The sequence below is a fragment of the Bradyrhizobium sp. 26S5 genome (genome assembly GCF_036923295.1).
Lineage (GTDB): Bacteria > Pseudomonadota > Alphaproteobacteria > Rhizobiales > Xanthobacteraceae > Bradyrhizobium > Bradyrhizobium septentrionale.
The window spans coordinates 682658-709359 of the sequence record NZ_CP145948.1 but is presented as its reverse complement, the minus strand read 5'-3'; the positions used below and the strand labels follow the sequence as shown (position 1 = coordinate 709359).

The window sequence follows — 26702 nt, the reverse complement described above, 5'->3', positions numbered from 1 at the left end:
CGGCTGCCCTGCTGACTTGATGCGCGAATGGCCCGCGCGTTGACGGCCTCAAGGAGGACGGGCACGTTGTGACGCAGGCTCCGCCGCGCGCGGGGCCCGATTCCAGCAGTTCATCGACAGGCAACCTCCGTCCTGATGTCCAAGCGGCTCGTCCTTCCGGCTTTGACCGCCTTCGTTTCGGCCACCGCCGGCCGCAACATGACCACGGCGGCCTATGTCGCGGTCGCGACCGGCATCGCCATGATGACGCTGCTGACGGTGCAGCCGGCCTATGACGCCGCCCCGCACTGGATCGGTGCGCTGCTCTCGGCCTGCCTTGCCTATTTCGTGTTCGAATGGGTGGTGCGGCTGCGCCATATGCGACGGCAGGGCAAGCTCTGGTTCTACGCGCTGTCCAGCGCAGGCGTGGTTGATGCAATCGGCGCGTTGGCGGTGCCGCTCGCCTTGCTCTCCGGCCTCGAGCCGAAGACGGCATGGCTGTTCGGCGTGCTCTGGGTGCTCAAGGTGGTGCCGGGCATTCCCGGCCTGCGCCAGCTCCGGCGCGTGCTGGTGGTGGAGTCCGGCCCGCTGCTCAGCGTGCTCGTGATCTTCCTGATGGTGGTGTTCCTGGCTTCCGTCGCGGAATATTTGCTGGAGCGGGACGTCCAGCCGCAGACCTTCGGCAGCGTGCCGGCGGCATTGTGGTGGGCGGTGGTGACGCTCACCACGACAGGCTATGGCGATGTGGTGCCGATCACCCCGCTCGGCCGCGTGGTCGCCGCCATGGTGATGATCTCGGGCCTCGGCGTGTTCGGGCTGTGGACCGGTATCCTGGCGACCGGCTTTGCCGCGGAAACCCGGCGCGACAATTTTCTGAAGACCTGGGAGACCGTCAGCAAGGTGCCGTTCTTCGCGCATCTCGGGCCGGCCGCGATCGCCGACGTCACCCAGGTGCTGCGGACCATGGACCTGCCGCCGCGTACCATGATCATCCGCAAGGACACCAATGGCGACTGCATGTATTTCGTCGCCGCCGGCGAGGTCGAGGTCGACCTGCCCGGGCGCAAGGTCAAGCTCGGCGAAGGCGCGTTCTTCGGCGAGATGGCGCTGCTCGGCAACGCCAAGCGCGCCGCCAGCGTCGCCACCAGCAAGGTGACCCGGCTGTTGGTGCTTGACCTGGTTGATTTCCGACTGTTGATGGCAAGGCATCCCGATCTCGCCGAGACCATCGACGCCGAGGCGAAGCGGCGCGAACGTGAGAACCAATAATGGAGACCAAGATGGCTGACGCGGCCGACACCGCCAGCGGACCCGTGCTCGAGATTGCGGGGGCGCGCGCCACCATCCGCCTCAACCGGCCGAAGCATCTCAACCGCCTGCAGGCCGAGGACCTCGGCGAGCTCCTGAAACTGTTCGACTGGATCGAGGCCGATCCTGCGATCCGCGTGCTGGTGCTGACCGGAACCGGCCGCGCGTTCTCCGCCGGCTACGACCTCAACTCGGTGGCCGAGCGCGCGGTGAGCGCCAGCGAGCAGCAGAGTGCGGGCTCGGCGTTCGAGGTCGTGGTCAACCGTCTGGAAGATCTGGCCGTGCCGACGATCTGCCGGCTCAATGGCGGCGTCTATGGCGGCTCGACCGACCTCGCGCTCGCCTGCGACTTCCGGATCGGCGTCGATACCGCGGAGATGTTCATGCCGGCGGCGCGGCTCGGTCTGCACTATTACACCAGCGGCATCAAGCGCTACGTCACACGGCTCGGCGTCGACAACGCGAAGATGCTGTTCCTGACCGCCTCGAGGATCACCGCGCCCGAGATGCTGCGGATCGGCTACCTCACTGCGATGGTGCCAATCGACCTGCTCGACGAGGAGGTCGACAAGCTTGCAAATGTTTTGGCCGGCAATGCGCCCAAGGCGATGGCCGGCATGAAGCGCGCGGTCAACGAATTCGCCCGCGGCGAGCTCGATGCAGCCGCAGCCGACGCCCGCCACCGCGACAGCATGCGCGGCGACGAGATCAAGGAAGGCATCCAGGCATTCGCCGAGAAGCGGGCGCCGAAGTTCTAACGCAGCGCTCCAAATCGATAGTACCGTCACCCTGAGGAGCGCGCTCTTGCGCGCGTCTCGAAGGGTCGACGGCCCGAGTGTGGCCGTGCATCCTTCGAGACGCGCTACGCGCTCCTCAGGATGACGGGCTTAGCAGCGACGCGCGACGCTTCACTCTCCCCTTACGCCCGCTTCGACCGCATCGCAGGGACTTGCGCGATCTCCGGATCGCCGGCGAGGGCCTGGTAGCGCTTGCTGTCGACCGCGTAGAGCGCGATGCGGCCTTCGGCATCGGCGTGGACGCCCCAGCCGAAGCGCTTGCCGAGCGGCGAGGCGCGCATGCAGGCCTGGCCGCGCGAGAAGAACGCCTCGCGGGCGAGGCTGCGCGCCTGCTTCGCCACCTTGCTGTTTGCAGCCTTGGCATCGAGCGCGCGGCCGGCCGCCGACGTGGCGAACACCACGTCGTCGGAAGTGTATGTGTACGGCGCGCCTGATATCATCCGGTATTGCAGCACGGCGACCGTCGGCTGGCCGCCGCGCGGCTGCGGCTCCTCGCCGCTCCGCGCCGGACAATCCTCCGCCACGCGGATGAAGGTGTTGAAGCAGTTGGTGCTGTGCAGTGGGCTGTGCGGCATCTTTTGCAGTGTCTTGGCCATCGCGACGATCGTATCACACGCCGGCGGCTGCAGCATGCTGCGCCGCCATCGCGTCGTCGGCCTTCGATATCCTTGCGAAAGCCGGGCGCGCCGTGATGCGTTCGGCATAGCGGACGAACACATCCCGTTTCGGCACGATGCCAAACATCATGGTCCAGCTGAGCGCGATGCCCCAGAGGATATCGGCCGCCGTGATCTGCTCGCCGAGCAGATAGGGCCCTTTCGCGAGCTGCGCCTCCAGTGCGCCCAGCATGCTGTCGTAATCGGCGTAGGGCGATTGGGTGATCGGCGCCGGCTCGCGCTTCATGAAATGGTCGATCACGGCCGGCTCGAACGAGGCGCCGTAATAGGCGATCCAGCGCAGATACGGGCCGCGGCGCGGGTCGTTGAGCGCGGGCGTCAGGCCGGCCTGCGGAAACAGATCGGCGAGATAGATGAAGATCGCGACCTGCTCGGTGACCAGCGCGCCACCATGGCGAATCGCCGGCACCTTGCCGAGCGGATTGATGGCGAGATAGGCGTCCTTGCGCTGCTCGCCCGCCTTCATGTTGAGGACATGCAAATCATAGGGCGCACCGAGTTCCTCGAGCAGCACGCGCGTGCCGGTGGCGCGGCTTTGCGGCGAGTAATACAGCGTGACGCGGTCGGTGGTGGCAGCGGTGGTCATGGGCAGTCTCCTTGCGCCGTCGGGCGGCATGGCCTCCTTATGTCCGCCTATACCTGACATCTTGTGTCAGGTATGATCTGGCCATGCGCGCAAGCCGGCTGTTTTCTATCCTCACCACCCTGCAGGCGCGGGGGCAGGTCACCGCGCCCGAGCTGGCCGAGGCCTGCGAGGTCTCGGTGCGCACGATCTATCGCGACATCGACGCGCTCTCGGCCGCCGGGGTGCCCGTCTATGCCGACCGTGGCGCCGAGGGCGGCTATCGCTTGCTCGACGGCTATCGCGTGCGGCTGAACGGGCTGTCGCAGGGCGAGGCCGAGGCGCTGTTCATGGCCGGCCTGCCCGGCCCCGCCGCGGCACTCGGCCTCGACACCGCGATGGTCGCGGCGCAGAGCAAGCTGATGGCCGCGCTGCCGGAAAATCTGCGGCCCAACGCGCGGGGCATGCAGCAGCGCTTCCATCTCGACGCGCCCGGCTGGTTCGGCGAGACCGAGGAGCCGAAGCATCTGCGCGCCATTGCAGCCTCAGTGCTGCGCGAAAATCTGATCGAGATCCGCTACCAGAGCTGGAAGGCCGAGAAGCGGCGGCTTGTGGCGCCGCTCGGGCTCGTGCTGAAGGGCGGCAGCTGGTATCTCGCCGGCCTCGTCGACGGCAATGTGCGCACCTATCGGGTGGCTCGCGTGCTGGATTGTGAGACACTTGAGACGCCATTCGCGCGGCCGGCGGAGTTCGACCTCGCCGCCTATTGGCGCGCCTCGATCGAACGGCTTGAGGCCGAGCTGCATCCGAACCAGGCCACGGTGCGGCTGTCGCCGTTCGGGCTGAAACTGTTCGATGCGCTGGCGCATCCTTACGTGAAGGCGCGGATGCAGCTTGCTGACGGCACCGAGCCCGACGGCTGGCGGGTCGCCACCATGCCGGTCGGCAAGACGGTGTGGCATGCGGCGACCGAGCTGCTGCGGCTCGGCGCCGAGGCCGAGGTGATCGCGCCCGCGGAGTTGCGCGAGAAGATGGCCGAGCTGGCGGGCGCGATGTTCGCGCGCTATGCCGAGAGGCAGGCGCGCCGCGCGGCCCGGCGCTAGTACCGGCTATCGGAGCTGATCACGAAGCGGTCGAGAAAATTGACCGGCAGGATCTCGAAACGGTCGAGCGTCAGCGTAATCCCGGTCACGAAGTCGATGCCCTTGATCGTGCCGTAGAGATCGATGCGCCGGCCGCGGCGCAGGCCGCGCGTTTCAGGATGCTGCTCGATATCGATATGGGCATAGATCGGATTGTCGAGCCGCGAATGGCGGTGCCAGCCGCGCTGCAGGAAGCTGAACTGCAGCACCGAGCCCGCACCCCAGTCGATCGCGTCGAAGAAGCGGGTTTCCCAGGCGACCGGCTGGCCCAGATAATGCGCAGCGATGAACGCGTCGCGTTCGAGCGCGGGGAGACGGTGCAGCTGCCTGTTGATCCTGCCCGCCGTGAGCGAGGCGTCGTTCGCCATTGTTCTTGTTGTCGCTTTTTTTCTTGTCGTTTCTTGTCTTGGTCGCTTTTGTCCCGGGCGGACTCAGCCTTCAGGGAATTATACGTCCACGAATGTGACAGTATCGGCCACGGTCGCACGCGAGGTGCGGTAGCTGTTCACCTTGTGTGCATGATCGGCATAGCCGAACGAGATGCCGCAGACAACCCGGCGGTCGTCGGCCAGGCCAAAATGGCGGCGGATCAGGCCGGAATGGCGGGCAATCGCGGCCTGCGGGATGGTGCCGAGCCCGAGCGCCTGCGCCGCCAGCATGAAGTTCGAGACATAGCCGCCACAATCGATCGCGCCGTAGATGCCGAGCGGCTCGTTGGTGTGGATCACGGCAATGTGGGGAGCGCCGAAGAAATTGTAGTTCTCCAGCGCCTGTTTGGCATAGGCCGCCTTATCGCCCCTGGTGATGCCGAGCGTGTTGTAGAGCTGAAAGCCGCTTTCGCGGCGGCGCTCCAGATAGACCCCGACATATTCGCGCGGCGGCGTGAAGTCGTAATCCTCGCCGAGACCGCGCGAGGCATCGGCATAGATCGCCTTGCGAAACCGTTCCTTGGCCTCGCCGGACACGATCAGGACCTGCCAGGGCTGGCTGTTGCACCAGGACGCGGTGCGCTGCGCGGTGGTGAGGATGTGCTCGATCATTTCGCGCGGCACCTCGCGCTGCTGGAACGCGCGCACCGAGTAACGCTCGTTGAGCAGCTCCTCGAGCGCGCCGATGCGATCTTCTGTGGCGTAACGTGGCTTGGTCACGGCATCCATGCTCAACGCCCCTTGGTCGGGATCTTGTTGTAGGGCACGTCCTTGTCGACCCGGATGTCGCCGGGCAGACCGAGAACACGCTCGGCGATGATGTTGCGCAGGATCTCGTCGGTGCCGCCGGCGATGCGCATCGAAGGCGACGACAGCAGCATCTGCTGGAACTGGCCGTTGGCCTGCTCCTCATCGGTGCCGGTGAGGCTGCCGGCCGCGCCCTCGAGGTCCATCGCATAGGTCGCGATGTCCTGCAGCATCAGGCCGGAGACCAGCTTGCCGATCGAGTTCTCCGGACCGGGCCGCTCGCCCTTCGACAGCGCCGAGATGGCACGGTAGCTGGTATATTTCAGCCCGCTCGCCTTCACCGCCCAGCTCGCGAGCTTGGAGCGCACCGCCGGATCGTCGATCGCAAGCCCGTCCTCCAGCATCAGATTGGAGCAGAACTCGAACATCTCGGGGACGCCGGTCGCGAGCCGCGAGCCGATCGACATGCGCTCGTTCATCAGCGTGGTCAGCGACACGCTCCAGCCCTCGCCGACCGCGCCGAGGCGCTGGCTGTCCGGGATCACGACGTCGGTGAAATAGACCTCGTTGAACTCCTGCATGCCGTTGGCCTGCTTGATCGGCCGCACCTCGACTCCGGGACTCTTCATATCGAGGAAGAACATGGTGAGGCCCTTGTGCTTCGGCACATTCGGGTCGGTGCGCGCGATCAGCAGGCCGTAGTCGGAATAATGCGCGCCGGAGGTCCAGATCTTCTGGCCGTTGACGACCCAGTTGACGCCCTTCTTCTCGGCGCGGGTGCGCAGGCCCGCGACGTCGGAGCCGGCCGACGGCTCGGAGAACAGCTGGCACCAGATCTCCTCGCCCGACGCAAGCTTCGGCAGATAGCGGCGCTTCGCGTCTTCACTGCCCCAGGCCATCACGGTCGGGCCGCACATGCCCTCGCCGATCTGGAACGGCTGGGTCAATTTGCCGTAGACACCCTCCTGCTGCTGCCAGATCACGCGCTCGATCGGGGTGGCGCCGCGGCCGCCATATTCCTTCGGCCAGTGTAGGCAGGCCCAGCCGCCCTCGGCCTTCTTCTTCTGCCAGGCCTTGCCGACCTCGACCATGTCGTGCTTGGCGAGCTTGATGCGGCCGAGCGATGATTTTGACAGCTCCTCCTCGAACTCCTTCGGCGCATTGGCTGCGACCCAGCTGCGGGCGATGGCACGGAATTCGGCTTCCTGCGGCGTGTCATCGAAATTCATGGCGGCTCCTTTGTTCTGTCATCCCGGGGCGATGCGAAGCATCGAACCCGGAATCTGGAGATTTATTATGTTGCTCGAGGTTCCGGGTTCGCCGCTACGCGCCGCCCCGGAACGACGGTTAAGCTCTTCCCTTGGTCGGGATCTTGTTGAAGGGAACGTCCTTGTCGACCCTGATGTCGCCGGGCAGGCCCAGCACGCGCTCGGCGATGATGTTGCGCATGATCTCGTCGGTGCCGCCCTCGACGCGGGTGCCGGGCGCGCGCAGCAGCATCGCCTGGAATTTGCCGGCGACCTCGGCATCCTCTACCCCGCTCAGCGCACCGGCGGCGCCCTGCAGGTCGAGCGCGTAGGTCGCGACGTCCTGGATCATCGAACCGGCGACCAGCTTGCCGATCGAGTTCTCCGGCCCCGGCCGCTCGCCCTTCGACAGCGCCGAGATCGCGCGCATGCTGGTGTATTTCAGCCCGCTCGCCTTCACCGCCCAGTTCGCCAGTTTCGAGCGCACCGCACGGTTCTCGATCGCCGGGCCGTCCTCGAGCATCAGGCTGTTGCAGAAGTCGAACAGTTCGGGGAAGCCGGTCGAGACGCCGGCGCCGATCGACATGCGCTCGTTCATCAGCGTGGTCAGCGACACGTTCCAGCCGTCATTGACATTGCCGAGCCGCTGCGAGTCCGGAATCCGGACGTCGGTGAAATAGACCTCGTTGAAGTCGGAAGCGCCGCTCGCCTGCTTGATCGGCCGCACCTCGACGCCCGGACTCTTCATGTCCAGGAAGAACATGGTGAGGCCCTTGTGCTTCGGTACGGTCGGATCAGTGCGGGTGAGCAGGATGCCGTAGTCGGAATAGTGCGCGCCCGAGGTCCAGATCTTCTGGCCGTTGATCACCCATTCGTCGCCATGCTTCTCGGCGCGGGTCCGCAGGCCCGCGACGTCGGAACCGCCGGCGGGCTCGGAGAACAGCTGGCACCAGATCTTCTCACCGGAGGCGAGCGGCGGCAGATAAGAGCGCTTCTGCTCCTCGCCGGCGAACGCCATCATGGTCGGGCCGCACATGCCGTGACCGATGATGAACATTGAGCTGAGGCGGCCGAACGGGCCCTCCTCCTGCTGCCAGATCACGCGCTCGATCGGCGATGCGCCGCGGCCGCCATACTCCTTCGGCCAGTGCAGGCAGGCCCAGCCGGCGTCGGCCTTCTTCTTCTGCCAGGCCTTGGCGACCTCGAGGATATTGGCGCCCTTGAGCTGGAAGCGGCCGAGCGAGGCCTTGCGCAGCTCTTCCTCATATTGCTTCGGCGCATTGGCCGCGATCCAGGCTTTCGCCTCGGCGCGGAATGCGGCTTCCTGCGGAGTGTCGTCGAAATTCATGACTCTGTCCTCTCCTGCGTTCCCCGGATGCGGCGCAGCACGGAGTGGTGCGCTGCTGTTCCGGGGTCCATAGTAGCCCGATGGGTCCCGGCTCTGCGGAGCAGCGTTTCACGCTGCACCGCGTCCGGGACACGAGCACCCCTTACGCCGCGTTCTTCTTGCGCATGCGGTCGATCAGCGCGTCTTCCCAATAGGACAGGCTGCCGAGGCCGAGCGCCACCGCATTGGCGCGGCGGTAGTACATGTGGCAGTCGAACTCCCAAGTGAAGCCCATGCCGCCGTGAACCTGGATGTTGTTCTTGGCGCAGTGCTGGAACGCCTGCGTCGCGCTGATGCGCGCGGCGGCGGCGGCTTCCGGCAGCTCGCCGGCATTGGTCGAGAGCGCCCAGGCGCCGTAATAGCAATTCGACCGCGCCAGCGTCGCCGAGACATACATGTCGGCCAGCATGTGCTTCACCGCCTGGAACGAGCCGATCGGACGGCCGAAGGCGATGCGGTCGAGCGCGTAGTCGCGGCCCATCTCCAGCGCGCGGTCGGCGCCGCCGACCTGCTCGAACGCGGTCAGCACCGCCGCGCGATCCAGCACCTGGGTGATCACGCTCCAGCCCTCGCCAGTGGCGCCGAGCGGCTCGGCTTTGGCGTCCTTGAAGGTGATCTCGGCCTGGCCGCGGGTCAGATCGATGTTGGTGAGCGACTTGACCTCGACGCCTGAGGCCTTGAGGTCGACGATGAACAGCGAGATATCGGATTCACGTCCGCTCGAGCCGGTGCGCGCGGCGACCACGGCGAAATCGGCGATCGCACCATCGGCGACCGGCTTCTTGACGCCGTTGAGCACGCCGCCATTGGCAGTGACCTTGACCGCCTTCGGCGACGGGTTGCCGTGGCCCTCGAACAGCGCGAGCGTACCGATGGCATCGCCGGAGGCGATCTTCGGCAGCCACTTCTGCTTCTGCGCGTCACTTCCGGCGATCAGGATCGCTTCGGCGGCGAGATAGACGGTCGACGAGAACGGCACCGGCGCCAGCGCGCGGCCCATTTCCTCGGCGATCACGCAAAGCTCGAGATGGCCGGCGCCCGCGCCGCCGAACTGCTCCGGGATCGCGACGCCGAGGAAGCCCATCTCGGCAAGGCCCTTCCACAGCGCCTTGTCGTAGGGCACCTTGCCGTCGAGCACTTCGCGCACGGCCTTCGGCGGGCATTGTTCGCTCAGGAATTTCCGCGCCTCGTCGCGCATCTGCTTCTGTTCGTCGGAGAAATCGAAATTCATGGCGCTACCCGCGTTGTTGTTTGGCTTCGTAGGATGGGTGGAGCGAAGCGATACCCATCGATTGCTTGGTCAGATGATGGGTTTCGCTGCGCTCTACCCATCCTACGGTCAGTTCAAAACGATCACCTCGTCGCCGGGCTTGTCGGCATAGAGCTGCTCGACCAGCGCGGCGCGGCGCTCGAGGCCGGCGCGCTGGTTGATGTAGCCCTTGTCGGTGAGCTCATTGCCGTCGATCGACGGCGGCTCGACCATCAGCATCGCACGTGCAATGCGCATGCTGCTGCCGGTGGTCGACGCGTTGTGGGCCTGCAAACCCTTCTTGAGGCAGGCCACCACGTCGGGATGCCGGATCACGTCCTCATAGCTCGCGTCCGCATTGCCGACGAGCTGACGGCAGGCATGCAGGTTCGGCCAGCACAACAGGCCGATGAACTCACGGTCCTGCCCCGCCACCAGCGCGTCATGCACGACCGGCGTCGCGGCCGCGATCGCATCGGTGCGCAGCGAGCCGACATGGACGAAGGTGCCGGTGGTCAGCTTGAAGTCCTCGACCACGCGGCCGGCGAAGATGATGCCTTTCAGCGGGTCCTCGGGATCGACGAACACACCGGCATCGCCGATGAAGTAGAAGCCTTCCTCGTCGAACATCTTGGCCGTGAGATCGGGCTGGCCGAAATAGCCGGGCGTGACATTGACGCCGCGCAACCGCAATTCGTATTTCGCGCCGCACGGCACCATCTTCAGCTCGACGCCGGGGAACGGCAAGCCGATCAGGCCGACGCGCTCGGTGTCCCAATAGGTGCCGGTCGAGGTCGGCGCGGTCTCCGTCGAGCCCCAGCCGGTGTAGAACACGATGCGCTCGCCAGTGGTCTTCACCGCCAGCGTCTGCATGCGGTCGTAGAGATCGTCAGGCAGCCGCGCGCCGCCATAACCCATGATCGCGAGGTTCTTGAAGAAGCTCTGGCACAGTGCTTCGTCCTTCTCCATGACGGCTGCGAGCGCGGCATAGCCGGCCGGCACGTTGGCGTAATAGGTCGGCGAGACCTCGCGTAAGTTCCTGATGGTCTCCTCGAGCTGGCCCGGCATCGGCCGGCCGTCGTCGATATAGAGCGTGCCGCCGTCGACCAGCACCGGATTGAACGCAGCGTTGCCGCCCATGGTGTGATTCCACGGCATCCAGTCGAGCACGGTCGGGATCGGCCCAGCCGTTTCACGCGGGCGCACCTGCATCATCATCGCCGCATTGGCGCACATCATCTCCTGGGTGTTGATGACGGCCTTGGGCATGCCGGTCGAGCCCGAGGTGAACAGCAGCTTGCCGACGGTATTGGGCGTGATCTTCGCGATGGACTCACCGACCGCGGATGTCACCGGCGTTGCGGCAAGCTCGGCAAAGGCCACGCTCTTGATGCCCTCGCACGGACGCAGCACGTGAATGACGGTGATCCCTGTGAGATCGATCGCCTTCAGCGCCTTCTCGAAGGCAGGTCCATCCTGCACCATCACGACGGCGGGCTTGATCAGGTTGAACAGATATTTGAGCTTGAGATGATCCTGGCTCATCAGCGAATAGGCCGGCGACACCGGCGCGGCCGGCAACCGTGCCTGCATCGCCGCCTGCGTCATCAGCGCATGCTCGATCGAATTGCCCGAGAGGATCGCGACGGGCCGGTCTGCACCAATGCCGAGATCGAGCAGGCCCTGCGTCAGCGCATCGACGGTGCGCTTGGCTTCGCCATAGGAGAGCTTGCGCCACGCTCGGTCGGGACCGCCACGCTGCGCGAGCCAGATGCGCTCCGGCGCCTGCGCCGCCCATTTGGCGAGATAGGCCGGAATGTGCGTCTCATAAGCCTGGAGCGGAATCCGCGACTGCAGCACGACGGTGCCGTCGTCGCGCCGCTCGACCGCGATGTCACGCGCGAGCCAGTCCACCTTGCGAAAGGCGGGTTTTGTCAGCATCGCCGCGTCACCATCCATTTTGCGTCTCCCGGAATTTCTTGTCCTTTGCGGACTTTTTGTCAGCGCCTGATATAGACAGGCTTTCGTTTCTCAAGGAAGGCCCTGATGCCCTCCTGAAAATCTTCCGAACGGCTGCACAGCACCTGATTGCGATCCTCCATCGCAATCACGGCTTCGATCGAGCCGGCATCGACGCTCATGTTGATGCATTCCTTGGAGAGGCGGAGACCGACCGGCGAGGCCGTCATCATCGCCTCGACATAAGGATTGGCGGCGGCGTCGAGATCGGCGGCCTCGACCACCTCGGAGACAAGGCCGACGGCGAGTGCGCGATCGGCATGGATGAAGCGCCCGGTGAGGATCAGTTCGGACGCGACGGAGACGCCGACGAGGCGCGGCAGGAAATAGCTGGTGCCGATGTCGCAGCCGCCCAAGCCGAGCTTGATGAAGGCGCAGTTCATCCGCGCATTCTTTGCGGCGATGCGGATGTCGGCGGCGAGCGCCAGCGCAAAGCCGCCGCCGGCGGCCGCGCCCTGCACCAGCGCGATGATCGGCTGCGGGCAGCGCCGCATCAGCATCACGATGTCGGCAATGCTGCGCTGCGAGTCGAGCGACTCGGTGACGCCGGGCGGCTCGGTCTGCCCGCCGCGGCGCGCCATCGCGTGCTTGAGGTCGAGCCCGGCGCAGAAATTCGCACCGGCGCCCTTCAGCACCACGATTCGGGTGTCGCGGTTGCGCTGCAGGCCCTGGAAGTAGCTGTTGAGCGCATCGATCATGGCGGGATCGAGCGCGTTCAGGCTTTCGGGACGATTGAGCGTGACCCAATCGACCCCGTCGTGATGTTCGATCAGCAGCGGTTGAGACACGCGCATGGTCCTCCCGACCGTTCAGCGAACGCGATGCTCGTTACTGTGCCCTCTCCCCTTGTGGGAGAGGGCATGTTCGCTATTAGCCTTGCATTCGGTTGGGTGAGGGGTCTGTCTCCGCGGGGAGAACCCCTCATCCGTCGCGGACTACGTCCGCGCCACCTTCTCCCACAAGGGGAGAAGGGAAGTACGGCGGAATTCGCCGCTAGCGCGGGGCCATGCGGATGGCGCCGTCGAGGCGGATGGTTTCGCCGTTCAGCATCGGGTTTTCGACGATGTGGACGGCGAGGTTGCCGTACTCCGAGGCATCGCCGAGGCGGGCCGGATGCGGCACCTGGGCGCCGAGGCTCTTGCGGGCTTCCTCGTTGAGGCCCATCAGCAGCGGCGTCAGGAACAGGCCGGGCGCGATGGTGTTGACGCGGATCTTCAGGCTGGCGAGGTCGCGCGCGGCCGGCAGCGTGAGGCCGACGACACCGCCCTTCGAGGCCGAATAGGCGATCTGGCCGATCTGGCCTTCATAGGCCGCGACCGACGCGGTGTTGATCGCGACGCCGCGCTCCTCGCCGATCGGGGCTTCGGTCGCCAGCCGCTCGGCGAACAGGCGCAGCACGTTGAAGGTGCCGATCAGATTGACGTTGATGATGCGGACGAACTTCGCCAGCGGATAGACGCCGTCCTTGCCGACGATGCGCTGCGAGCCGCCGATGCCGGCGCAGTTCATCAGCACGCGCGCGATGCCGTGGGCGTCCTCGGCCTTGGCGATCGCCGCCTTGATCGCGTCCTCGTCGGTGACGTCGGCGTGCAGGGCGACGCCCCTCACTTCGGCGGCGACCTTCTCGGCGTTTTCCTTGTTCTGGTCGATCACGCCGATCTTGGCGCCCTTGGCGGCCATGGCGCGGGCGGTCGCGGCGCCGAGGCCGGAGCCGCCGCCGGTGATGAGAACGGCAACGTCTTTCAACTGCATGGAGCAACCTTTCCTTGGGCGTTTCTTCTCTGGACTTCGAACTTTGTTATCCGGCGGCGACAGCCGCCGTTTCCTTATCGGGATTGAGCACGCCGCCGAAGATCAAGGCTTCCATGTGCTTGATGTATTCGCGGCAGACCTCGTCGGTGACCGGACCGACGCCGACCGCGCGCGACATCGCGTGGCGGCCGAAGAACAGATGATCGCAGGCGCCGATCAGGCTGGTGTAGAACAGCACCGGATCGATCTTGCGGAACTCGCCGGCCTTGATGCCTTCGGCCAACAGCCGGCGATGAAAATCCAGCAGCGGCGCGACGAAGAATTTCGACACCTCGTCCGGAGCGCCTGCCGAGCTCTCGTGCAGCAGATAATGGATCAACCGGTTCATATAGGGGAACTGGTGATAGGCGCGGATGATGCCGCCGATATGCAGCCGCAGCTTCGCGGATGGCGAGATCGGCTGCGCCAGCAGATATTCGAGTTGCGAGATCTCGGTCGCGGCGTCGCGCGCCAAGAGCGCCAGCAACAGCCCGTCCTTGTTGCCGAAATGATATTTCACCAGCGCGGCGTTGACGCCCGACTTCTGCGCGATGTCGGACAGCGAGACCTCGATCGAGGCGCGCTCGATCATCAGCTCGCTGGCTGCCACCAATAGCTTGTCCGCAGTGGCGTTTTTGCCCGCAGCAAGTTTCGTCGGTACGCTGGTATTCAACTGCGCTCTGGTCCCGCTCTTGGTTCCGGGTTCGCCGGTAAATCGAGGCCGCACATAAGCCCATGGCGGGGCTGCACTCAAGAGTTAATTGATTGATTGACTAAATGCGGAGCCGCCCCTTAAATCCGGCCCAACTTTCAAAACCGCCCAATCAGAACATCAGGGAGATCAGACATGGCCGAGGCATACATCGTCGCCGCCGCTCGCACCGCGGGCGGCCGCAAGGGAGGGCGTCTCGCCGGCTGGCATCCGGCCGATCTGGCCGCGACCGTGCTCGATGCGCTGGTCGAACGTTCCGGCGCCGACCCGGCACAGGTCGAGGACGTGATCATGGGCTGCGTAATGCAGGCCGGCGAGCAGTCCAACAACGTCGCGCGCAACGCGGTGATGGCCTCCAAGCTGCCGGAGAGCGTGCCGGCGACCTCGATCGACCGCCAGTGCGGCTCCTCGCAGCAGGCGCTGCACTTCGCGGCGCAGGCCGTGATGAGCGGCACCATGGACTGCGTGATCGCCGCCGGCGTGGAATCGATGACCCGCGTGCCGATGGGGCTCGCCTCCTCGCTGCCCGCCAAGAACGGCTTTGGCCATTACAAGAGCCCGGGCATCGAGGCGAAGTACCCCAACATCATCTTCAGCCAGTTCACCGGCGCGGAGATGATGGCGGAGAAGTACGGCCTGTCGAAGGATGAGCTCGACGAGTACTCCTACAACAGCCATCAGCGCGCGATCGCGGCGACGCAAGCCGGCCGCTTCAAGGACGAGATCGTGCCGGTCAAGATCACCCGCGCCGACGGCTCGACCGATACCCACCATATCGACGAGGGCATCCGCTTCGACGCCAGCCTCGACGGCATCAAAGGCGTCAAGCTGATCGCCGAGAACGGCAAGCTGACCGCGGCGAGCGCGAGCCAGATCTGCGACGGCGCCTCCGGCGTGATGGTCGTCAACGAGAAGGGCCTCAAGGCGCTTGGCGTCAAGCCGATGGCGCGCATCCATCACCTGACCATGATGGGCGGCGACCCCGTGATCATGCTGGAAGCGCCGCTGCCGGCGACCCAGCGCGCGCTGCAGAAGGCCGGCATGAAGGTCGACGACATCGACCTGTTCGAGGTCAACGAGGCCTTCGCCTCGGTGCCGACCGCGTGGCTGAAGACCACCGGCGCCGATCCGGCGCGCCTGAACGTCAACGGCGGCGCGATCGCGCTCGGCCATCCGCTCGGCGGCAGCGGCACCAAGCTGATGACCACGCTGCTGCATGCGCTGAAGCAGCGCAACAAGCGCTACGGCCTGCAGACCATGTGCGAAGGCGGCGGCATGGCGAACGTGACGATTGTCGAGCGGCTGTAAGAGCGCCTGACCTTTAAGAAGCGTTTGAGAGGCCGCAAGAGCCTCCATACAAAAGGTGTCGTCCCGGCCTTGAGCCGGGACCCATAACCACAGGTCGATGTGGCTATGGCGAGCTGAGGCCCCAGCTCATTTCAATAAATAAGATCGGTGGTTATGGGTCCCGGCTCCCGTGCGCAATTGCGCACTAGGCAGGGACGACCACCTTGTTTGAGGAACGCCTTGTGACCCACCCCTCCATCCACGCGCGCAACCATCCGAACAAGATCGCCTACCAGATGGCGGTGTCCGGCAAATCCATCACCTATCGCGAGCTCGACGAGCTCTCGAACCAGGGCGCGCATCTGTTCCGCTCGCTCGGCCTGAAGGCCGGCGACCACATCGCGCTCTTGATGGAAAACCGCCTCGCCTTCATGGAGATCTGCTGGGCGGCGCAGCGCTCAGGGCTCTATTACACGGCGATCAGCCGCTACCTGACGGAAGATGAGATCGCCTACATCATCAGGGATTGCGGGGCGAAAGTGTTCATCACCACGCCGCAATGCGCCGACAAGGTGAAGGGCCTGATCAAGGGCGAGCCGGGCGAACCGCTGTTCTACATGATGGACGAACCGGCCCCTGGCTTCCGCTCCTACGACAAGGAAGCCGGCGCGCAGCCGACCACGCCGGTTGCCGACGAGGTCGCGGGCTACGACATGCTGTATTCCTCCGGCACCACCGGCCGGCCCAAGGGCATCAAGAAAGAGTTCGAAGGCAACCGGATCGACGTGCCGAACCCATTCCTGCGGATCCTCACCGCCGACATGTGCGGCATGAACGCCGACAGCATCTATCTGTCGCCGGCGCCGCTGTATCATGCGGCCCCGCTGCGCTTCAACATGATGGCGACCGTGCTCGGCGGCACCTCCGTGATCATGGAGCATTTCGACGCCGAGGAATTTCTGAAGCAGGTCGAGAAGCACAGCGTGACGCAGTCCCAGCTGGTGCCGACGATGTTCGTGCGCATGCTGAAGCTGCCCGATGAGGTGCGCAGCCGCTACAAGGTCTCCTCACTGAAAGGCGCGATCCACGCCGCGGCGCCCTGCCCGGTCGACGTCAAGGCGAAGATGATCGAATGGTGGGGACCGATCTTGATCGAGTATTATGCGGGCTCCGAGGGCAACGGCGTCACGGTCTCGACCTCGCAGCAATGGCTCACCCATCGCGGCACGGTCGGCCGCGCCGTGGTCGGCAAGGTCAAGATCCTGGACGAGAACGAGGAGGAGGCGCCGACCGGGCAGATCGGCCAGGTCTATTTCGCCGACGCGCCCGCCTTCACCTATCACAACGATCCCGAGAAGACGAAGAAGGCCTACAACGCCAAGGGCTGGTCGACGCTCGGCGACGTCGGCTATCTCGATGAAGAGGGCTTCCTCTATCTGACCGACCGCAAGAGCTACATGATCATCTCCGGCGGCGTGAACATCTATCCGCAGGAGACCGAGGACGTGCTGATCACGCATCCCGCGGTCTCCGACGTCGCAGTGTTCGGCGTGCCGAACGAAGAGATGGGCGAAGAGGTCAAGGCCGTGGTGCAGCCGCACGACATGGCCAAGGCCGGCAAGGATCTCGAGGCCGAGCTGATCGCGTTCTGCAGACAACATCTGTCGCCGATCAAATGCCCGAAGAGCATCGACTTCGAAGCTGAGCTGCCGCGGACGCCGACGGGCAAGCTGGTGAAACGCCATCTGCGTGACCGGTATTGGCCGAAGGCGGCGGGCAAGGCGTAGATCGGCAGGTGAGCGCGGTGCCGCCGCCCTCCCCCACCCTGCAGATCTCCCCCTTAAGGGGGATCGCCGCCTGACGGAAAGCCGGTTCAAAAGCGGCAACGTTTCAGCCATACTACAGACCTGCGGATAACCGGATGCGGGGGTCCCATGGCTTTCTGGAATCTGTTCGGGAAAGTTTCTGACGAGGAAACCTGGAAGCAGATCGATCAGGCGCCGATACCTGTCGGTGCCGGTCGTATCTGGCTCGCAGACAAGGACGGCAACGTCGTCCGGGCGATGGCCTGGACGTGGCGGATCATCAAGCGTCGTGAACCCGGCAAATATCTGCGCTGGATGAAACGCGCGCCTCACGCCAAGCAACCTTCGGCGGAGGCGATGCAACAACTTGCGGCAGGCAACTGACGACAACCTGATCTCCGCATCGGCATGGCCGTAGCCTTCCCTCTCAAGGGAGGGAGGGCTGCACGTTATTCCATTCTCGGGGCTGCTGGCTTGATCTTCCGCTACAGCGCCGCCGCCGGCTCGCAGGCGGCCGACGCCACGGCGCGCAGATGGAGTTGTCCGTGCTGGCCGGTGGCCGTGGTGGTCCACTGCGCGTCGATCTGCTGAAAATCTTCCGACAGCTTGCCGCGATGGCTGCCGCCGGTCTCGAACGAGCCGTCGCCGTCGGGCGACCGCTCGAACAGCTCGACCTCGAGATCGGACAGCCGGACGAACATCCGCACCTTGATCTTGGTCACGCGACGGCCGACCTCATACGAACCGCAGCCGAGCGCTTCCGCGTTCTGCTCGTTCAGGGCGTGCACCTGGTCGAAGGTGATGACGACATTCTGCACCGTCTTGTCACCATCCCACAGGAATTCGCCGATATAGGCGTGCGGAAATTTTTCGGTCAGCTCCTTGATATCGGCGGCACGCGCCGCCGGCAGCAGCAGCAGGCCTGCGGCCACGATCGCCAGAACGGAACGCGCCATCCAGCCGGGCAGCATTGCAATCCTCGCGTGGCGCATGCGGTATGCATCCCCTGGCCAAAGTTGCTATCGTGAGAACAATGACCGCCAGCATACAGCCAAATGCGCTGGTTCTGCGGCTGTCCTGAACAGGTGATCCTTACGATGGCAGCCCTCCCCGACGTCCCGCTCCCCGCCACCCTCCGCTCGCGCTATGTCGACGGGATCAACGGCCTGCGCATGCATGTGCTCGAAGCCGGCTTCGAAACATCCGGCCGTCCCTGCGTGCTGCTGCTGCACGGTTTTCCGGAGCTGGCGTTCTCCTGGCGCAAGGTGATGCCGAAGCTGGCTGCCGCCGGCTATCACGTGATCGCGCCGGACCAGCGCGGCTATGGCCGCACCACCGGCTGGAGCGCGGACTATGACGGCGACCTCGCCTCATTCCGTTTGCCCAACCTGGTGCGCGATGCGCTCGGGCTGGTCGCAGCGTTCGGCTATACGCATGTCGATGCGGTGATCGGGCATGATTTCGGCTCGTCGGTCGCGGCATGGTGCGCGCTGATCCGGCCCGACGTGTTCCGCGCGGTCGTGATGATGAGCGCGCCGTTCGCGGGGCCGCCGACTTTGCCGTTCAACATCGCCAACGCGCCGGCGAAACCCGTGAGCGAAGATCCGGTACATCGCGAGCTCGCCGCGCTGTCGCGGCCGCGCAAGCATTATCAATGGTACTATTCGACGCGCCCGGCCAATGACGACATGCATCGCGCGCCGCAGGGCGTGCATGATTTCCTGCGCGCCTACTACCATCACAAGAGCGCGGACTGGAAAGACAACAGGCCGTATCCGCTGCAGTCCTGGTCGGCGGGCGAGCTGGCCAAACTGCCGACCTATTACGTGATGGATATCGCCAAGGACATGGCGGCGACGGTGGCCGAAGAGATGCCGTCGCTTGAGGCGATCGCCGCAAACACCTGGCTGCCGGATCGGGAGCTCGCCTATTACAGCGCCGAGTATCAGCGCACCGGATTCCAGGGCGGGCTGCAATGGTATCGCTGCGGCACCTCGGGCGCGTTCACCCCGGAATTGCAGACCTGGAGCGGCCGCAGCATCGACCAGCCCTCCGCCTTCATCTCGGGCAAGCAGGATTGGGGCACCTATCAGCGGCCCGGCGTGTTCGAGGCGTTGCAGGCGAAGGCCTGCAGCAGGATGATCGGCTGCCATCTGGTCGACGGCGCCGGCCACTGGGTGCAGCAGGAGCAGCCGGAGGAGGTCAGCCGGCTCCTGCTCACATTCCTGCGAGAGGCCGGCTCCCGGCCCTGAGCGCGCCGATCGATCCAAGCTCATCTCATTGTTCTGAAACGCGTTCTTCGCCAGAACCGCGCTGCGGCCCGGCGCGGTTGCGGATTCGGGGCCACCTTGATTTGACCCGGCCGCGGCGCGCTTTTATAGTTTAGAACTATTCTAATTCTAAACTGCATGAACAGGGTGCGTTGCCGTGAAGAACTTTGCCGATCTGACCGAGCGCGAGGTGCTGGCGGTCGCGATCGCCTCCGAGGAGGAGGACAGCCGCATCTACATGTCTTTCGCCGAGGACCTCGCCGGGCGATATCCCGATACCGCGAAGATTTTCGAGGAGATGGCCGAGGAGGAGCGCGGCCATCGCCACCGGCTGCTGGAAACCTACGAGCAGCGCTTCGGTCAGCACTTGCCGCCGATCCGGCGCGAGGACGTCAAAGGCTTTCTGCGTCGCCGCCCGATCTGGCTGACCAAGAACCTGCCGCTCGACACCATCCGCAAGGAAGTCGAGACCATGGAGCTGGAAGCCGAGCGCTTCTATATCCGCGCCGCCGAGAATGCCGACGATGTCGGCGTGCGCCGGCTGCTCGGCGATCTCGCCGAGGAGGAGAAGGGCCACGAGAAGCTCGCGGTCAAGCTGACCGGCGACATCCTCAAGCCCGATGTGCGCGCCGAGGAAGACCGCACGCGGCGGCGGATGTTCGTGCTGCAATATGTCCAGCCGGGGCTCGCCGGATTGATGGACGGCTCGGTCTCGACCTTGGCGCCGCTGTTCGCCGCCGCCTTCGCCACCCATCACAACTGGCAGACTTTTCTGGTTGGCCTTGCCGCCTCGATCGGCGCCGGCATCAGCATGGGCTTTGCCGAGGCGCTGTCCGACGACGGCTCGCTGACCGGCCGCGGCTCGCCCTGGCTGCGCGGCCTGACCTGCGGCCTGATGACGACGCTCGGCGGCCTCGGCCACACCATCCCCTATCTGGTGCCCGACGCCTGGCCGAACGCATTCTGGATCGCGACCGCGATCGCCGGCATCGTGGTGTTCTTCGAATTATGGGCGATCGCCTTCATCCGCTCGCGCTACATGGACACACCGTTCCTGCAGGCGGTGTTCCAGATCGTGCTCGGCGGCGCGATCGTGCTCGCGGTCGGCATCCTGATCGGCGCGGCGTAGCAATCGATCGTTCCCCCTCTCCCCGTTCTTTACGGGGAGAGGGTTGGGGTGAGGGGCTGCTTCCGCAAGCTGTGAACGCAGTGAGACCTGTACCCCCTCACCCGGATCGCATCTGCGATGCGATCCGACCTCTCCCCGCAAGCGGGGCGAGGTGAAATGGGCATTGCCTTCGATCACGCACCCGCAATTCCGATCAAACGCGGCAGCCATGCGGCGGCTACAGCGCTTGCGGGCGGCAGCCAAACTGCCCATCATCGCGCCAACCAGAACCGGGAGCACGCCGTGGCCAAATCGCAATGGAGTTTCAGGACCGCCGTCGAACTGTCGGAGGCGCTGCGCAGGAAGCAGGTCTCGGCGGTCGAGCTCGCACAGGACGCGATCGGTCGCATCGAGCGCCACGACAGCAAGGTCAACGCGGTCTGCGTGCGCGATTTCGAGCGCGGCCTCGCGGCGGCACGCGCGGCCGATGCCGCGATCGCACGCGGCGAGCACAAGCCGCTGCTCGGCATCCCGATGACGGTGAAGGAATCCTTCAACGTCGCGGGCCTGCCGACGACCTGGGGCTATCCGGCGCAGAAGAACTTCACGCCGACTGAGGACGCGCTCTCGATCACGCGGGTGAAGGACGCCGGCGGCGTGATCCTCGGCAAGACCAACGTGCCGGTCGGGCTCGCCGACTGGCAGAGCTACAACGAGATCTACGGCACCACCAACAACCCTTACGACCTCGGCCGCACGCCGGGCGGCTCCTCCGGCGGATCGTCGGCGGCGCTCGCGGCGGGCTACGGCGCGCTGTCGCTCGGCTCAGACATCGGCGGTTCGCTACGCGTGCCGGCATTCCACTGCGGCGTCTATGCGCACAAGCCGACCTTCGCGCTGCTGCCGTCGCGCGGCCACACCTCGCCGCCGGCGCCGCCGCTGATCTATGAACGCGACCTCGCGGTGACCGGCCCGATGGCACGCTGCGCGGCCGACCTGTCGCTGCTGCTGGACGTGATGGCCGACCCCGATCCGCTCGACGCCGGCAAAGCCTACAAACTCGAACTGCCGGCGGCGCGGCATGCGAACTTGCGGGATTTCCGTATCCTCGTCATCGACACCGATCCGGTGCTGCCGACCGACAAGGCGGTCCGCGGCACGATCGACAAGCTCGCCAGCCATCTCGACAAGGCCGGCGCAAAGGTCTCGCGCGCGAGCCCTTTGCTGCCGGATTTCGCGGCGTCGTCGCGGCTCTATATGCGGATGCTGCTGTCGTTCCTCGGCGCGAACTTCCCGCCCGAGGTCTATGCCGGCGCCTGCGCGGCGGCGGCGGCATTGCCGGCCGACAACACCAGCCTGCAGGCCGAGCGGCTGCGCGGCATCGCGCTCAGCCATCGCGACTGGGTGCAGGCGACGGCGGCGCGCTCGCGGCTGCGCGCGCAATGGCGCGAGTTCTTCCAGTCCTTCGACGCGGTGATCTGCCCGATCATGCCGACGCCGGCCTATCCGCACGATCATTCGCCCGATCAGGAACAACGCAGAATCCTGATCGACGGCGAACCGCACATCTACACCGACCAGCTCGCCTGGCCCGGCATCGCGACGCTGCCCGGCCTGCCTTCGACCGCGATCCCGACCGGCTTTGCGCCCGACGGATTGCCGCTCGGCGTGCAGATCGTCGGCGCATGGCTCGAGGACCGCACGCCGCTCAAGCTCGCCGAGCTGATCGAGCGCGAGTTCGGCGGCTTCGTGCCGCCGAAGATGTTTGATGACTAGGTGACCCGTCATTGCAGAGCAGTGAGGCGCACCTAACTCCATCACCGTCACCCTGAGGAGGCCGCGAGCGGCCGTCTCGAAGGGTCGACGGCCTGACTGTGGCCGTGCATCCTTCGAGGCTCGCAAGAGCTCGCACCTCAGGATGACGGTATCGACAGCGCCGCTACGGCGCTCGCACAGCAATACGAACAATAGCAACAGGGAAGAAACCAATGAGCAACGATCTCGAAGACCTGACAAAACTCAACAAGGATTACGTCGACTCGGTTCAGAACTGCGACGTCAAGCGCTTCGACGAAATCCTGGCGCAGGATTTTTACTGCACCAATCCCGACAAGAGCCTGGTCGACCGCGCCGCCTTCCTGAAGCAGACGGCGATCCCGGTGAAGATCAAGGGCCTGAAGGCCGAGGACGTCAAAATCCGCATCCTCGGCGATTTCGCCATCATCCACGCGAAGACCAGCTACACCAACGCCGACGGCGAGCCCGCGCACGGCCGCTACACCGATTGCTGGGCGCGGCAGAACGGCAAATGGCTCGCCGTGTCCGCGCATGTCGCGCGATGACGGCTGACAACAATCTCAACCGTCGTCCCGGCGAACGCCGGGACCCATAACCACCGCTATTTGTGGTGACTAAAGAAGGTCGTCCACCTCTGTGCCCCAAGCGGAGCCGCGGCGTATGGGTCCCGGCTTTCGCCGGGACGACACGACCTCAGCTATCAAACATAATCACGCTGCGCAGCGTCTTGCCGGCTTTCATGTTGGCGAAGCCCTCGTTTATTTCGGAAAGCTTCAGCTTGGCCGAGATCCAGTCCTCCAGATGCAGTCTGCCGCGCATGTAGAAGTCGACGAGGCGCGGCATGTCGACGCGGAAGTGGTTGGAGCCCATTGAGGAGCCTTGAATCCTGCGCTCGCGCAGGAAGTCAAAACCGTGCAGCTCGATCTTCTGGCCGAACGGGATCATGCCGACGATGGTCGCGGTGCCGCCGGGCGCCAGCATGCCGAAGGCCTGCTCGGCGGTATCCTTGCGGCCGAGCACCTCGAAGGAATGCTGTACGCCGCCGCCGGTCAGTTCGCGCACCTGCTGGACGACATCGCCGCGGGCGGGATCGACGATGTCGGTGGCACCGAGTTTCGTCGCAAGCTGTAGCTTGGCCGGATTGGTGTCGATCGCAATGATGCGGCCGGCGCCGGCGATCTGCGCGCCGTTGATCGCGGCCATGCCGACGCCGCCGCAGCCGATCACCGCCACGGTCTCGCCGGCGGTCACCTTCGCGGTGTTCACCACGGCGCCATAGCCGGTGATGACACCGCAGCCGATCAGCGCGGCGAGATCGAGCGGCATATCCCTCTTGATCTTCACGATGGCGTTCTCGTGCACCAGCATCTGTTCGGCGAATGACGACAGGTTGAGGAACTGGTGCAGCTTCTCCGACCTGTTCCAGGACAGCCGGTTGGAGGCGCCGGGGAGCATCTTCACCGTGGTGTCGGTGCACAGCACGGTGCGGCCGGTGGTGCAATTGTCGCAGGTGCCGCAGAACACCGAAAGGCAAGTGACGACGTGATCGCCGGGCTTCACGTAGTTGACGTCGGAGCCGACCTTCTCGACCACACCGGCCGATTCATGGCCGAGCACGGCCGGCAGCGGGTGCGGATACAGGCCTTCCATGAAGTGCAGGTCGGAATGGCAGAGGCCCGCGACCGCGGTGCGGATCAGGACCTCGCGCGGCCCCGGATTGGGCACGCTGACATCCTCGATCACCAGCGGCTTGTTGACTTCATGCAGGACAGCGGCCTTCATCAGTGTCTCCCTTGGCGTTTTTGATTGTTTGAACGGTGCGCTCGCGCGGCAGCCTACGCTGCGACGAGCAATTCGCCAACCTCGGCCATGCCGATGGCGCGATCGCCGAGCAGATGCTCGGTCATCCTGCGCTGAACGGTATTTTCCGCAAGCCGGAACGGATCGCCGGGCAGCATGCGATGATCGATCACCATCCGCGACAGCAACAGCCGACGCGCATCGCCGCGCATCTCGTGGATGCGACCACCCTCCCATGCCAGCGCCACGGCGCTTGCGACATGATAGAGCAGGCTGGTGGCGCGCCGCGCATCGCCCTCGTTGTCGATGCTCCCAGCGACCTCGCGCGCAAACGCGATCGCGCGGTCGCCGAGGTCGCGCAGCCGGTTGCGCCAGGCTTGCGGGACGTTCTGGCTGTCATCGAGCCGCGCATGCAGATCGGCCGCGAGCGCATTGTCGGCGCCATGGCGGCCGACCGCGCGCTTCAACGCGTCGATCGCGACGATGTTGCCGGTGCCTTCCCAGATCGAACCGAGATGCGCGTCGCGCAGCAGCCGCGGCGTGACGAATTCCTCGATGTAGCCAATGCCGCCGCGCATCTCCATCGCATCGCCGCAGACCTTGCGGGCATCGCGGGTGGCGCGGAATTTCAGCGTCGGCGTCAGGATTCGCAGCAGCGCCGCGGCATCCTGGCTGCCGGCCTCGGCGCGGTCGAGCGCGTCAGCCGTCAGGAAGCTCATCGACAACGCCTGCTCGGTCGGCAGCATGATCTTCATCAGCTGCCGCCGCGCCAGCGGCAAATCGATGATGCGCTGGCCGAACACCACGCGGCCCCTCGCGACCGTCATCGCATCGTGGAAGGCGCGGCGCATCAGCGCCGTCGACTTCACACCGTTCGAAAGCCGCGACGAATTCACCATCTCGGCCATCTGCACGAAGCCGCGGTCGAGCTTGCCGACGGCGTAAGCGATCGCACCGTCGAACTTGATCTCGCCCGAGGCCATCGAGCGGGTGCCGAGCTTGTCCTTCAGGCGCACGATCCGGTAGTGGTTCTGCGAGCCGTCGTCGAGGATGCGCGGCATCAGGAACAGGCCGACGCCGCGGGTCCCCGGCCCCGCACCCTCCGGCCGCGCCAGCAGCATCACCACCTTGGCATCGGCGTTCGAGCAGAACCACTTCTCGCCGTAGAGCCGCCAGTGGTCGCCCTCCTGCACGGCGCGCGTGGTCAGCGTGCCGACGTCGGAGCCGCCTTCCTTCTCGGTCATGAACTGGCCGCCTTGCATCAGCTTGCTCATGTCGGTCTGGGTCAGGCCGTCGAGATATTTCGCCTTCAAGGCCTCGCTGCCGAAATTCGCCAGCAGTTTTGCGCAACCGTCGGTGACGTTGATCGGGCAGCCCATGCCGAATTCGGTCTGGTTGAACAGGAATGTGAAGGCGTGCTTGGCCACCACAGGATATTTGTCGGGCCAGCCCATGATGCCCTTGCGGATCGACAGCGCGTGAATGCCGAACTCGCCGAACGCGACCTTCTCGATCTCGCGATAGGCCGGATGATATTCGATGTGCTGCACGTCGCGGCCGAACTTGTCGCGCTGGTGCAGCACCGGCGTATGCCGGTCGGCAAGCCGTGCGCATTCGTCGAGAAAGCCACCGGCGAGTCCACCGAGACGGTCGAGATGCGGCTCGATGTGGCGGAACAACGCTTCGGGCAGATGCAGCTTCAGGAGATCGGTCAGCGCGGGATCGGCCCGGTAGAAATTCATTCCCGTCGTATCGGGGGCCAGCAGTCCCGGCTGGCTGGTGGACGACGTTTTCAAATCCTGCGTGAGCGGCTGCATTGAATTCCCGGCTTCGCTTCTCATTTGTTTGGGCACGACTATCCTCCTCCGGCCGAGCAAAGGAAAGCCCAATGGATATTCCAAAATACAAGATCGCCCTGATCGTCGGCGCCGGCGAGGGCCTCAGCGCCTCGCTGACACGGCTATTTTCGCGGGAGGGAATTCGCGTGGCGCTGGGCGCCCGCAGCATCGAGAAGCTCGGCGCGCTCTGCACCGAAACCGGCGCGCGCGCCTATGCCTGCGATGCCACCAAGGCCGAGGATGTCGAGCGTCTGTTCGGCCTCGTCGAGCGCGAGATCGGAACCCCTGATATCGTGGTCTACAACGCTTCCGGCCGCTCGCGTGGGCCCTTCGTTGAACTCGTCCCCTCCGAGGTCGAGCGGGCGATCGCGGTCTCGGCGTTCGGCGGCTTCCTGGTGGCGCAGGAAGCGGCGAAGCGCATGCTGCCCAACAAGAAGGGCGCGATCCTGTTCACCGGCGCCTCCGCCAGCGTCAAGGGCTATGCACAATCGGCGCCGTTCGCGATGGGCAAGTTCGCATTGCGCGGGCTGGCGCAGAGCATGGCGCGGGAACTGTCGCCGCAGGGTCTCCATGTCGCGCATTTCGTGATCGACGGCGGCATCCGCAGCGCCGCCCGCGCCGAGCCCGCCGACCGCCCGGATTCGATGCTCGATCCCGACGCGATTGCACTGAGCTACTGGAACGTGCTGCAACAGCCGCGCAGCGCCTGGAGCTGGGAGCTGGAATTGCGGCCCTGGGTTGAGAAGTTTTGA

Annotated in this window: 25 protein-coding genes; 11 read left to right on the top strand and 14 right to left on the bottom strand. The window is 65.3% G+C overall.

What is annotated here, in order from left to right; genetic code table 11:
- Positions 1-135: 135 nt before the first annotated feature.
- Positions 136-1248, top strand: coding sequence for a cyclic nucleotide-gated ion channel (locus V5279_RS03225; RefSeq protein WP_029077942.1), 1113 nt, complete (start codon positions 136-138; stop codon positions 1246-1248).
- An 11-nt stretch (positions 1249-1259) separates the two neighbouring features.
- Positions 1260-2045, top strand: a complete 786-nt coding sequence (locus V5279_RS03220; protein WP_338695048.1) for an enoyl-CoA hydratase/isomerase family protein — start codon at positions 1260-1262, stop codon at positions 2043-2045.
- Between the two features lie 161 nt (positions 2046-2206).
- On the opposite strand, the gene V5279_RS03215 is transcribed toward V5279_RS03220, so the two are convergent.
- Together V5279_RS03215 and V5279_RS03210 are read right to left on the bottom strand one after the other, a co-directional pair.
- Positions 2207-2680 carry a DUF6157 family protein gene (locus V5279_RS03215; RefSeq protein WP_338695046.1) on the bottom strand — a complete coding sequence of 158 codons (474 nt, stop codon included), beginning with the start codon at positions 2678-2680 and terminating at the stop codon, positions 2207-2209.
- A 13-nt stretch (positions 2681-2693) separates the two neighbouring features.
- Positions 2694-3347: a glutathione S-transferase family protein gene (locus tag V5279_RS03210; protein WP_338695044.1), complete on the bottom strand. Its 654-nt coding sequence runs from the start codon at positions 3345-3347 to the stop codon at positions 2694-2696.
- Between the two features lie 83 nt (positions 3348-3430).
- Between V5279_RS03210 and V5279_RS03205 the strand changes: the two genes are divergently transcribed.
- Entirely contained in the window at positions 3431-4426 is a 996-nt protein-coding gene (locus tag V5279_RS03205) for a YafY family protein (RefSeq protein WP_338695042.1), read from the top strand.
- On the opposite strand, the gene V5279_RS03200 is transcribed toward V5279_RS03205, so the two are convergent.
- The 9 genes from V5279_RS03200 to V5279_RS03160 form a co-directional block, all read right to left on the bottom strand.
- Entirely contained in the window at positions 4423-4833 is a 411-nt protein-coding gene (locus V5279_RS03200) for a hypothetical protein (RefSeq protein ID WP_166299172.1), read from the bottom strand. The two genes, V5279_RS03205 and V5279_RS03200, sit on opposite strands and share 4 nt — an antisense overlap.
- Before the next feature lie 78 nt (positions 4834-4911).
- Positions 4912-5622 carry a nitroreductase gene (locus V5279_RS03195; RefSeq protein WP_338695040.1) on the bottom strand — a complete coding sequence of 237 codons (711 nt, stop codon included), beginning with the start codon at positions 5620-5622 and terminating at the stop codon, positions 4912-4914.
- Between the two features lie 2 nt (positions 5623-5624).
- Positions 5625-6869 carry an acyl-CoA dehydrogenase gene (locus V5279_RS03190; protein WP_338695038.1) on the bottom strand — a complete coding sequence of 415 codons (1245 nt, stop codon included), beginning with the start codon at positions 6867-6869 and terminating at the stop codon, positions 5625-5627.
- 118 nt (positions 6870-6987) lie between these two features.
- On the bottom strand, positions 6988-8235 hold the full coding sequence (locus V5279_RS03185; RefSeq protein WP_166299175.1) for an acyl-CoA dehydrogenase: 1248 nt from the start codon (positions 8233-8235) through the stop codon (positions 6988-6990).
- 142 nt (positions 8236-8377) lie between these two features.
- Positions 8378-9505 carry an acyl-CoA dehydrogenase family protein gene (locus V5279_RS03180; protein WP_338695035.1) on the bottom strand — a complete coding sequence of 376 codons (1128 nt, stop codon included), beginning with the start codon at positions 9503-9505 and terminating at the stop codon, positions 8378-8380.
- A 108-nt stretch (positions 9506-9613) separates the two neighbouring features.
- Positions 9614-11482: an AMP-binding protein gene (locus tag V5279_RS03175; protein WP_338695033.1), complete on the bottom strand. Its 1869-nt coding sequence runs from the start codon at positions 11480-11482 to the stop codon at positions 9614-9616.
- 41 nt (positions 11483-11523) lie between these two features.
- Positions 11524-12330, bottom strand: a complete 807-nt coding sequence (locus V5279_RS03170; protein WP_338701822.1) for an enoyl-CoA hydratase/isomerase family protein — start codon at positions 12328-12330, stop codon at positions 11524-11526.
- Between the two features lie 205 nt (positions 12331-12535).
- Positions 12536-13294, bottom strand: coding sequence for an SDR family NAD(P)-dependent oxidoreductase (locus tag V5279_RS03165; RefSeq protein ID WP_338695031.1), 759 nt, complete (start codon positions 13292-13294; stop codon positions 12536-12538).
- 46 nt (positions 13295-13340) lie between these two features.
- Positions 13341-14006, bottom strand: a complete 666-nt coding sequence (locus V5279_RS03160) for a TetR family transcriptional regulator (RefSeq protein WP_166299179.1) — start codon at positions 14004-14006, stop codon at positions 13341-13343.
- 174 nt (positions 14007-14180) lie between these two features.
- Here V5279_RS03160 and V5279_RS03155 point away from each other — a divergent pair, with 174 nt between their 5' ends.
- The 3 genes from V5279_RS03155 to V5279_RS03145 all read left to right on the top strand — a co-directional run bounded on the left by V5279_RS03155 (position 14181) and on the right by V5279_RS03145 (position 17521).
- Positions 14181-15353, top strand: a complete 1173-nt coding sequence (locus tag V5279_RS03155; protein ID WP_166299180.1) for an acetyl-CoA C-acetyltransferase — start codon at positions 14181-14183, stop codon at positions 15351-15353.
- Positions 15354-15574: 221 nt separating this feature from the next.
- Positions 15575-17119: an acyl-CoA synthetase gene (locus V5279_RS03150; RefSeq protein WP_338695028.1), complete on the top strand. Its 1545-nt coding sequence runs from the start codon at positions 15575-15577 to the stop codon at positions 17117-17119.
- 147 nt (positions 17120-17266) lie between these two features.
- Entirely contained in the window at positions 17267-17521 is a 255-nt protein-coding gene (locus tag V5279_RS03145) for a hypothetical protein (protein WP_338695026.1), read from the top strand.
- 101 nt (positions 17522-17622) lie between these two features.
- Here V5279_RS03145 and V5279_RS03140 read toward each other — a convergent pair whose 3' ends face one another.
- Positions 17623-18129 (bottom strand): hypothetical protein, encoded by a 507-nt coding sequence (locus tag V5279_RS03140; RefSeq protein ID WP_338695024.1) that lies wholly within the window; start codon positions 18127-18129, stop codon positions 17623-17625.
- A gap of 105 nt (positions 18130-18234) precedes the next feature.
- Between V5279_RS03140 and V5279_RS03135 the strand changes: the two genes are divergently transcribed.
- The 4 genes from V5279_RS03135 to V5279_RS03120 all read left to right on the top strand — a co-directional run bounded on the left by V5279_RS03135 (position 18235) and on the right by V5279_RS03120 (position 22857).
- Entirely contained in the window at positions 18235-19389 is a 1155-nt protein-coding gene (locus V5279_RS03135) for an alpha/beta hydrolase (protein WP_338695022.1), read from the top strand.
- 175 nt (positions 19390-19564) lie between these two features.
- Positions 19565-20536, top strand: coding sequence for an iron exporter MbfA (mbfA, locus tag V5279_RS03130; RefSeq protein ID WP_166299184.1), 972 nt, complete (start codon positions 19565-19567; stop codon positions 20534-20536).
- Between the two features lie 282 nt (positions 20537-20818).
- Complete coding sequence (locus V5279_RS03125) at positions 20819-22291, top strand: amidase (protein ID WP_338695019.1); 1473 nt, start codon at positions 20819-20821, stop codon at positions 22289-22291.
- Positions 22292-22503: 212 nt separating this feature from the next.
- Complete coding sequence (locus V5279_RS03120; RefSeq protein ID WP_338695017.1) at positions 22504-22857, top strand: nuclear transport factor 2 family protein; 354 nt, start codon at positions 22504-22506, stop codon at positions 22855-22857.
- 148 nt (positions 22858-23005) lie between these two features.
- On the opposite strand, the gene V5279_RS03115 is transcribed toward V5279_RS03120, so the two are convergent.
- Both V5279_RS03115 and V5279_RS03110 read right to left on the bottom strand, forming a co-directional pair.
- A complete protein-coding gene (locus tag V5279_RS03115; protein WP_338695015.1) occupies positions 23006-24094 on the bottom strand; it encodes a Zn-dependent alcohol dehydrogenase in 1089 nt (362 codons plus the stop codon).
- A gap of 53 nt (positions 24095-24147) precedes the next feature.
- On the bottom strand, positions 24148-25929 hold the full coding sequence (locus tag V5279_RS03110; RefSeq protein WP_338695013.1) for an acyl-CoA dehydrogenase family protein: 1782 nt from the start codon (positions 25927-25929) through the stop codon (positions 24148-24150).
- A 71-nt stretch (positions 25930-26000) separates the two neighbouring features.
- Between V5279_RS03110 and V5279_RS03105 the strand changes: the two genes are divergently transcribed.
- Positions 26001-26702: an SDR family NAD(P)-dependent oxidoreductase gene (locus V5279_RS03105; RefSeq protein ID WP_338695011.1), complete on the top strand. Its 702-nt coding sequence runs from the start codon at positions 26001-26003 to the stop codon at positions 26700-26702.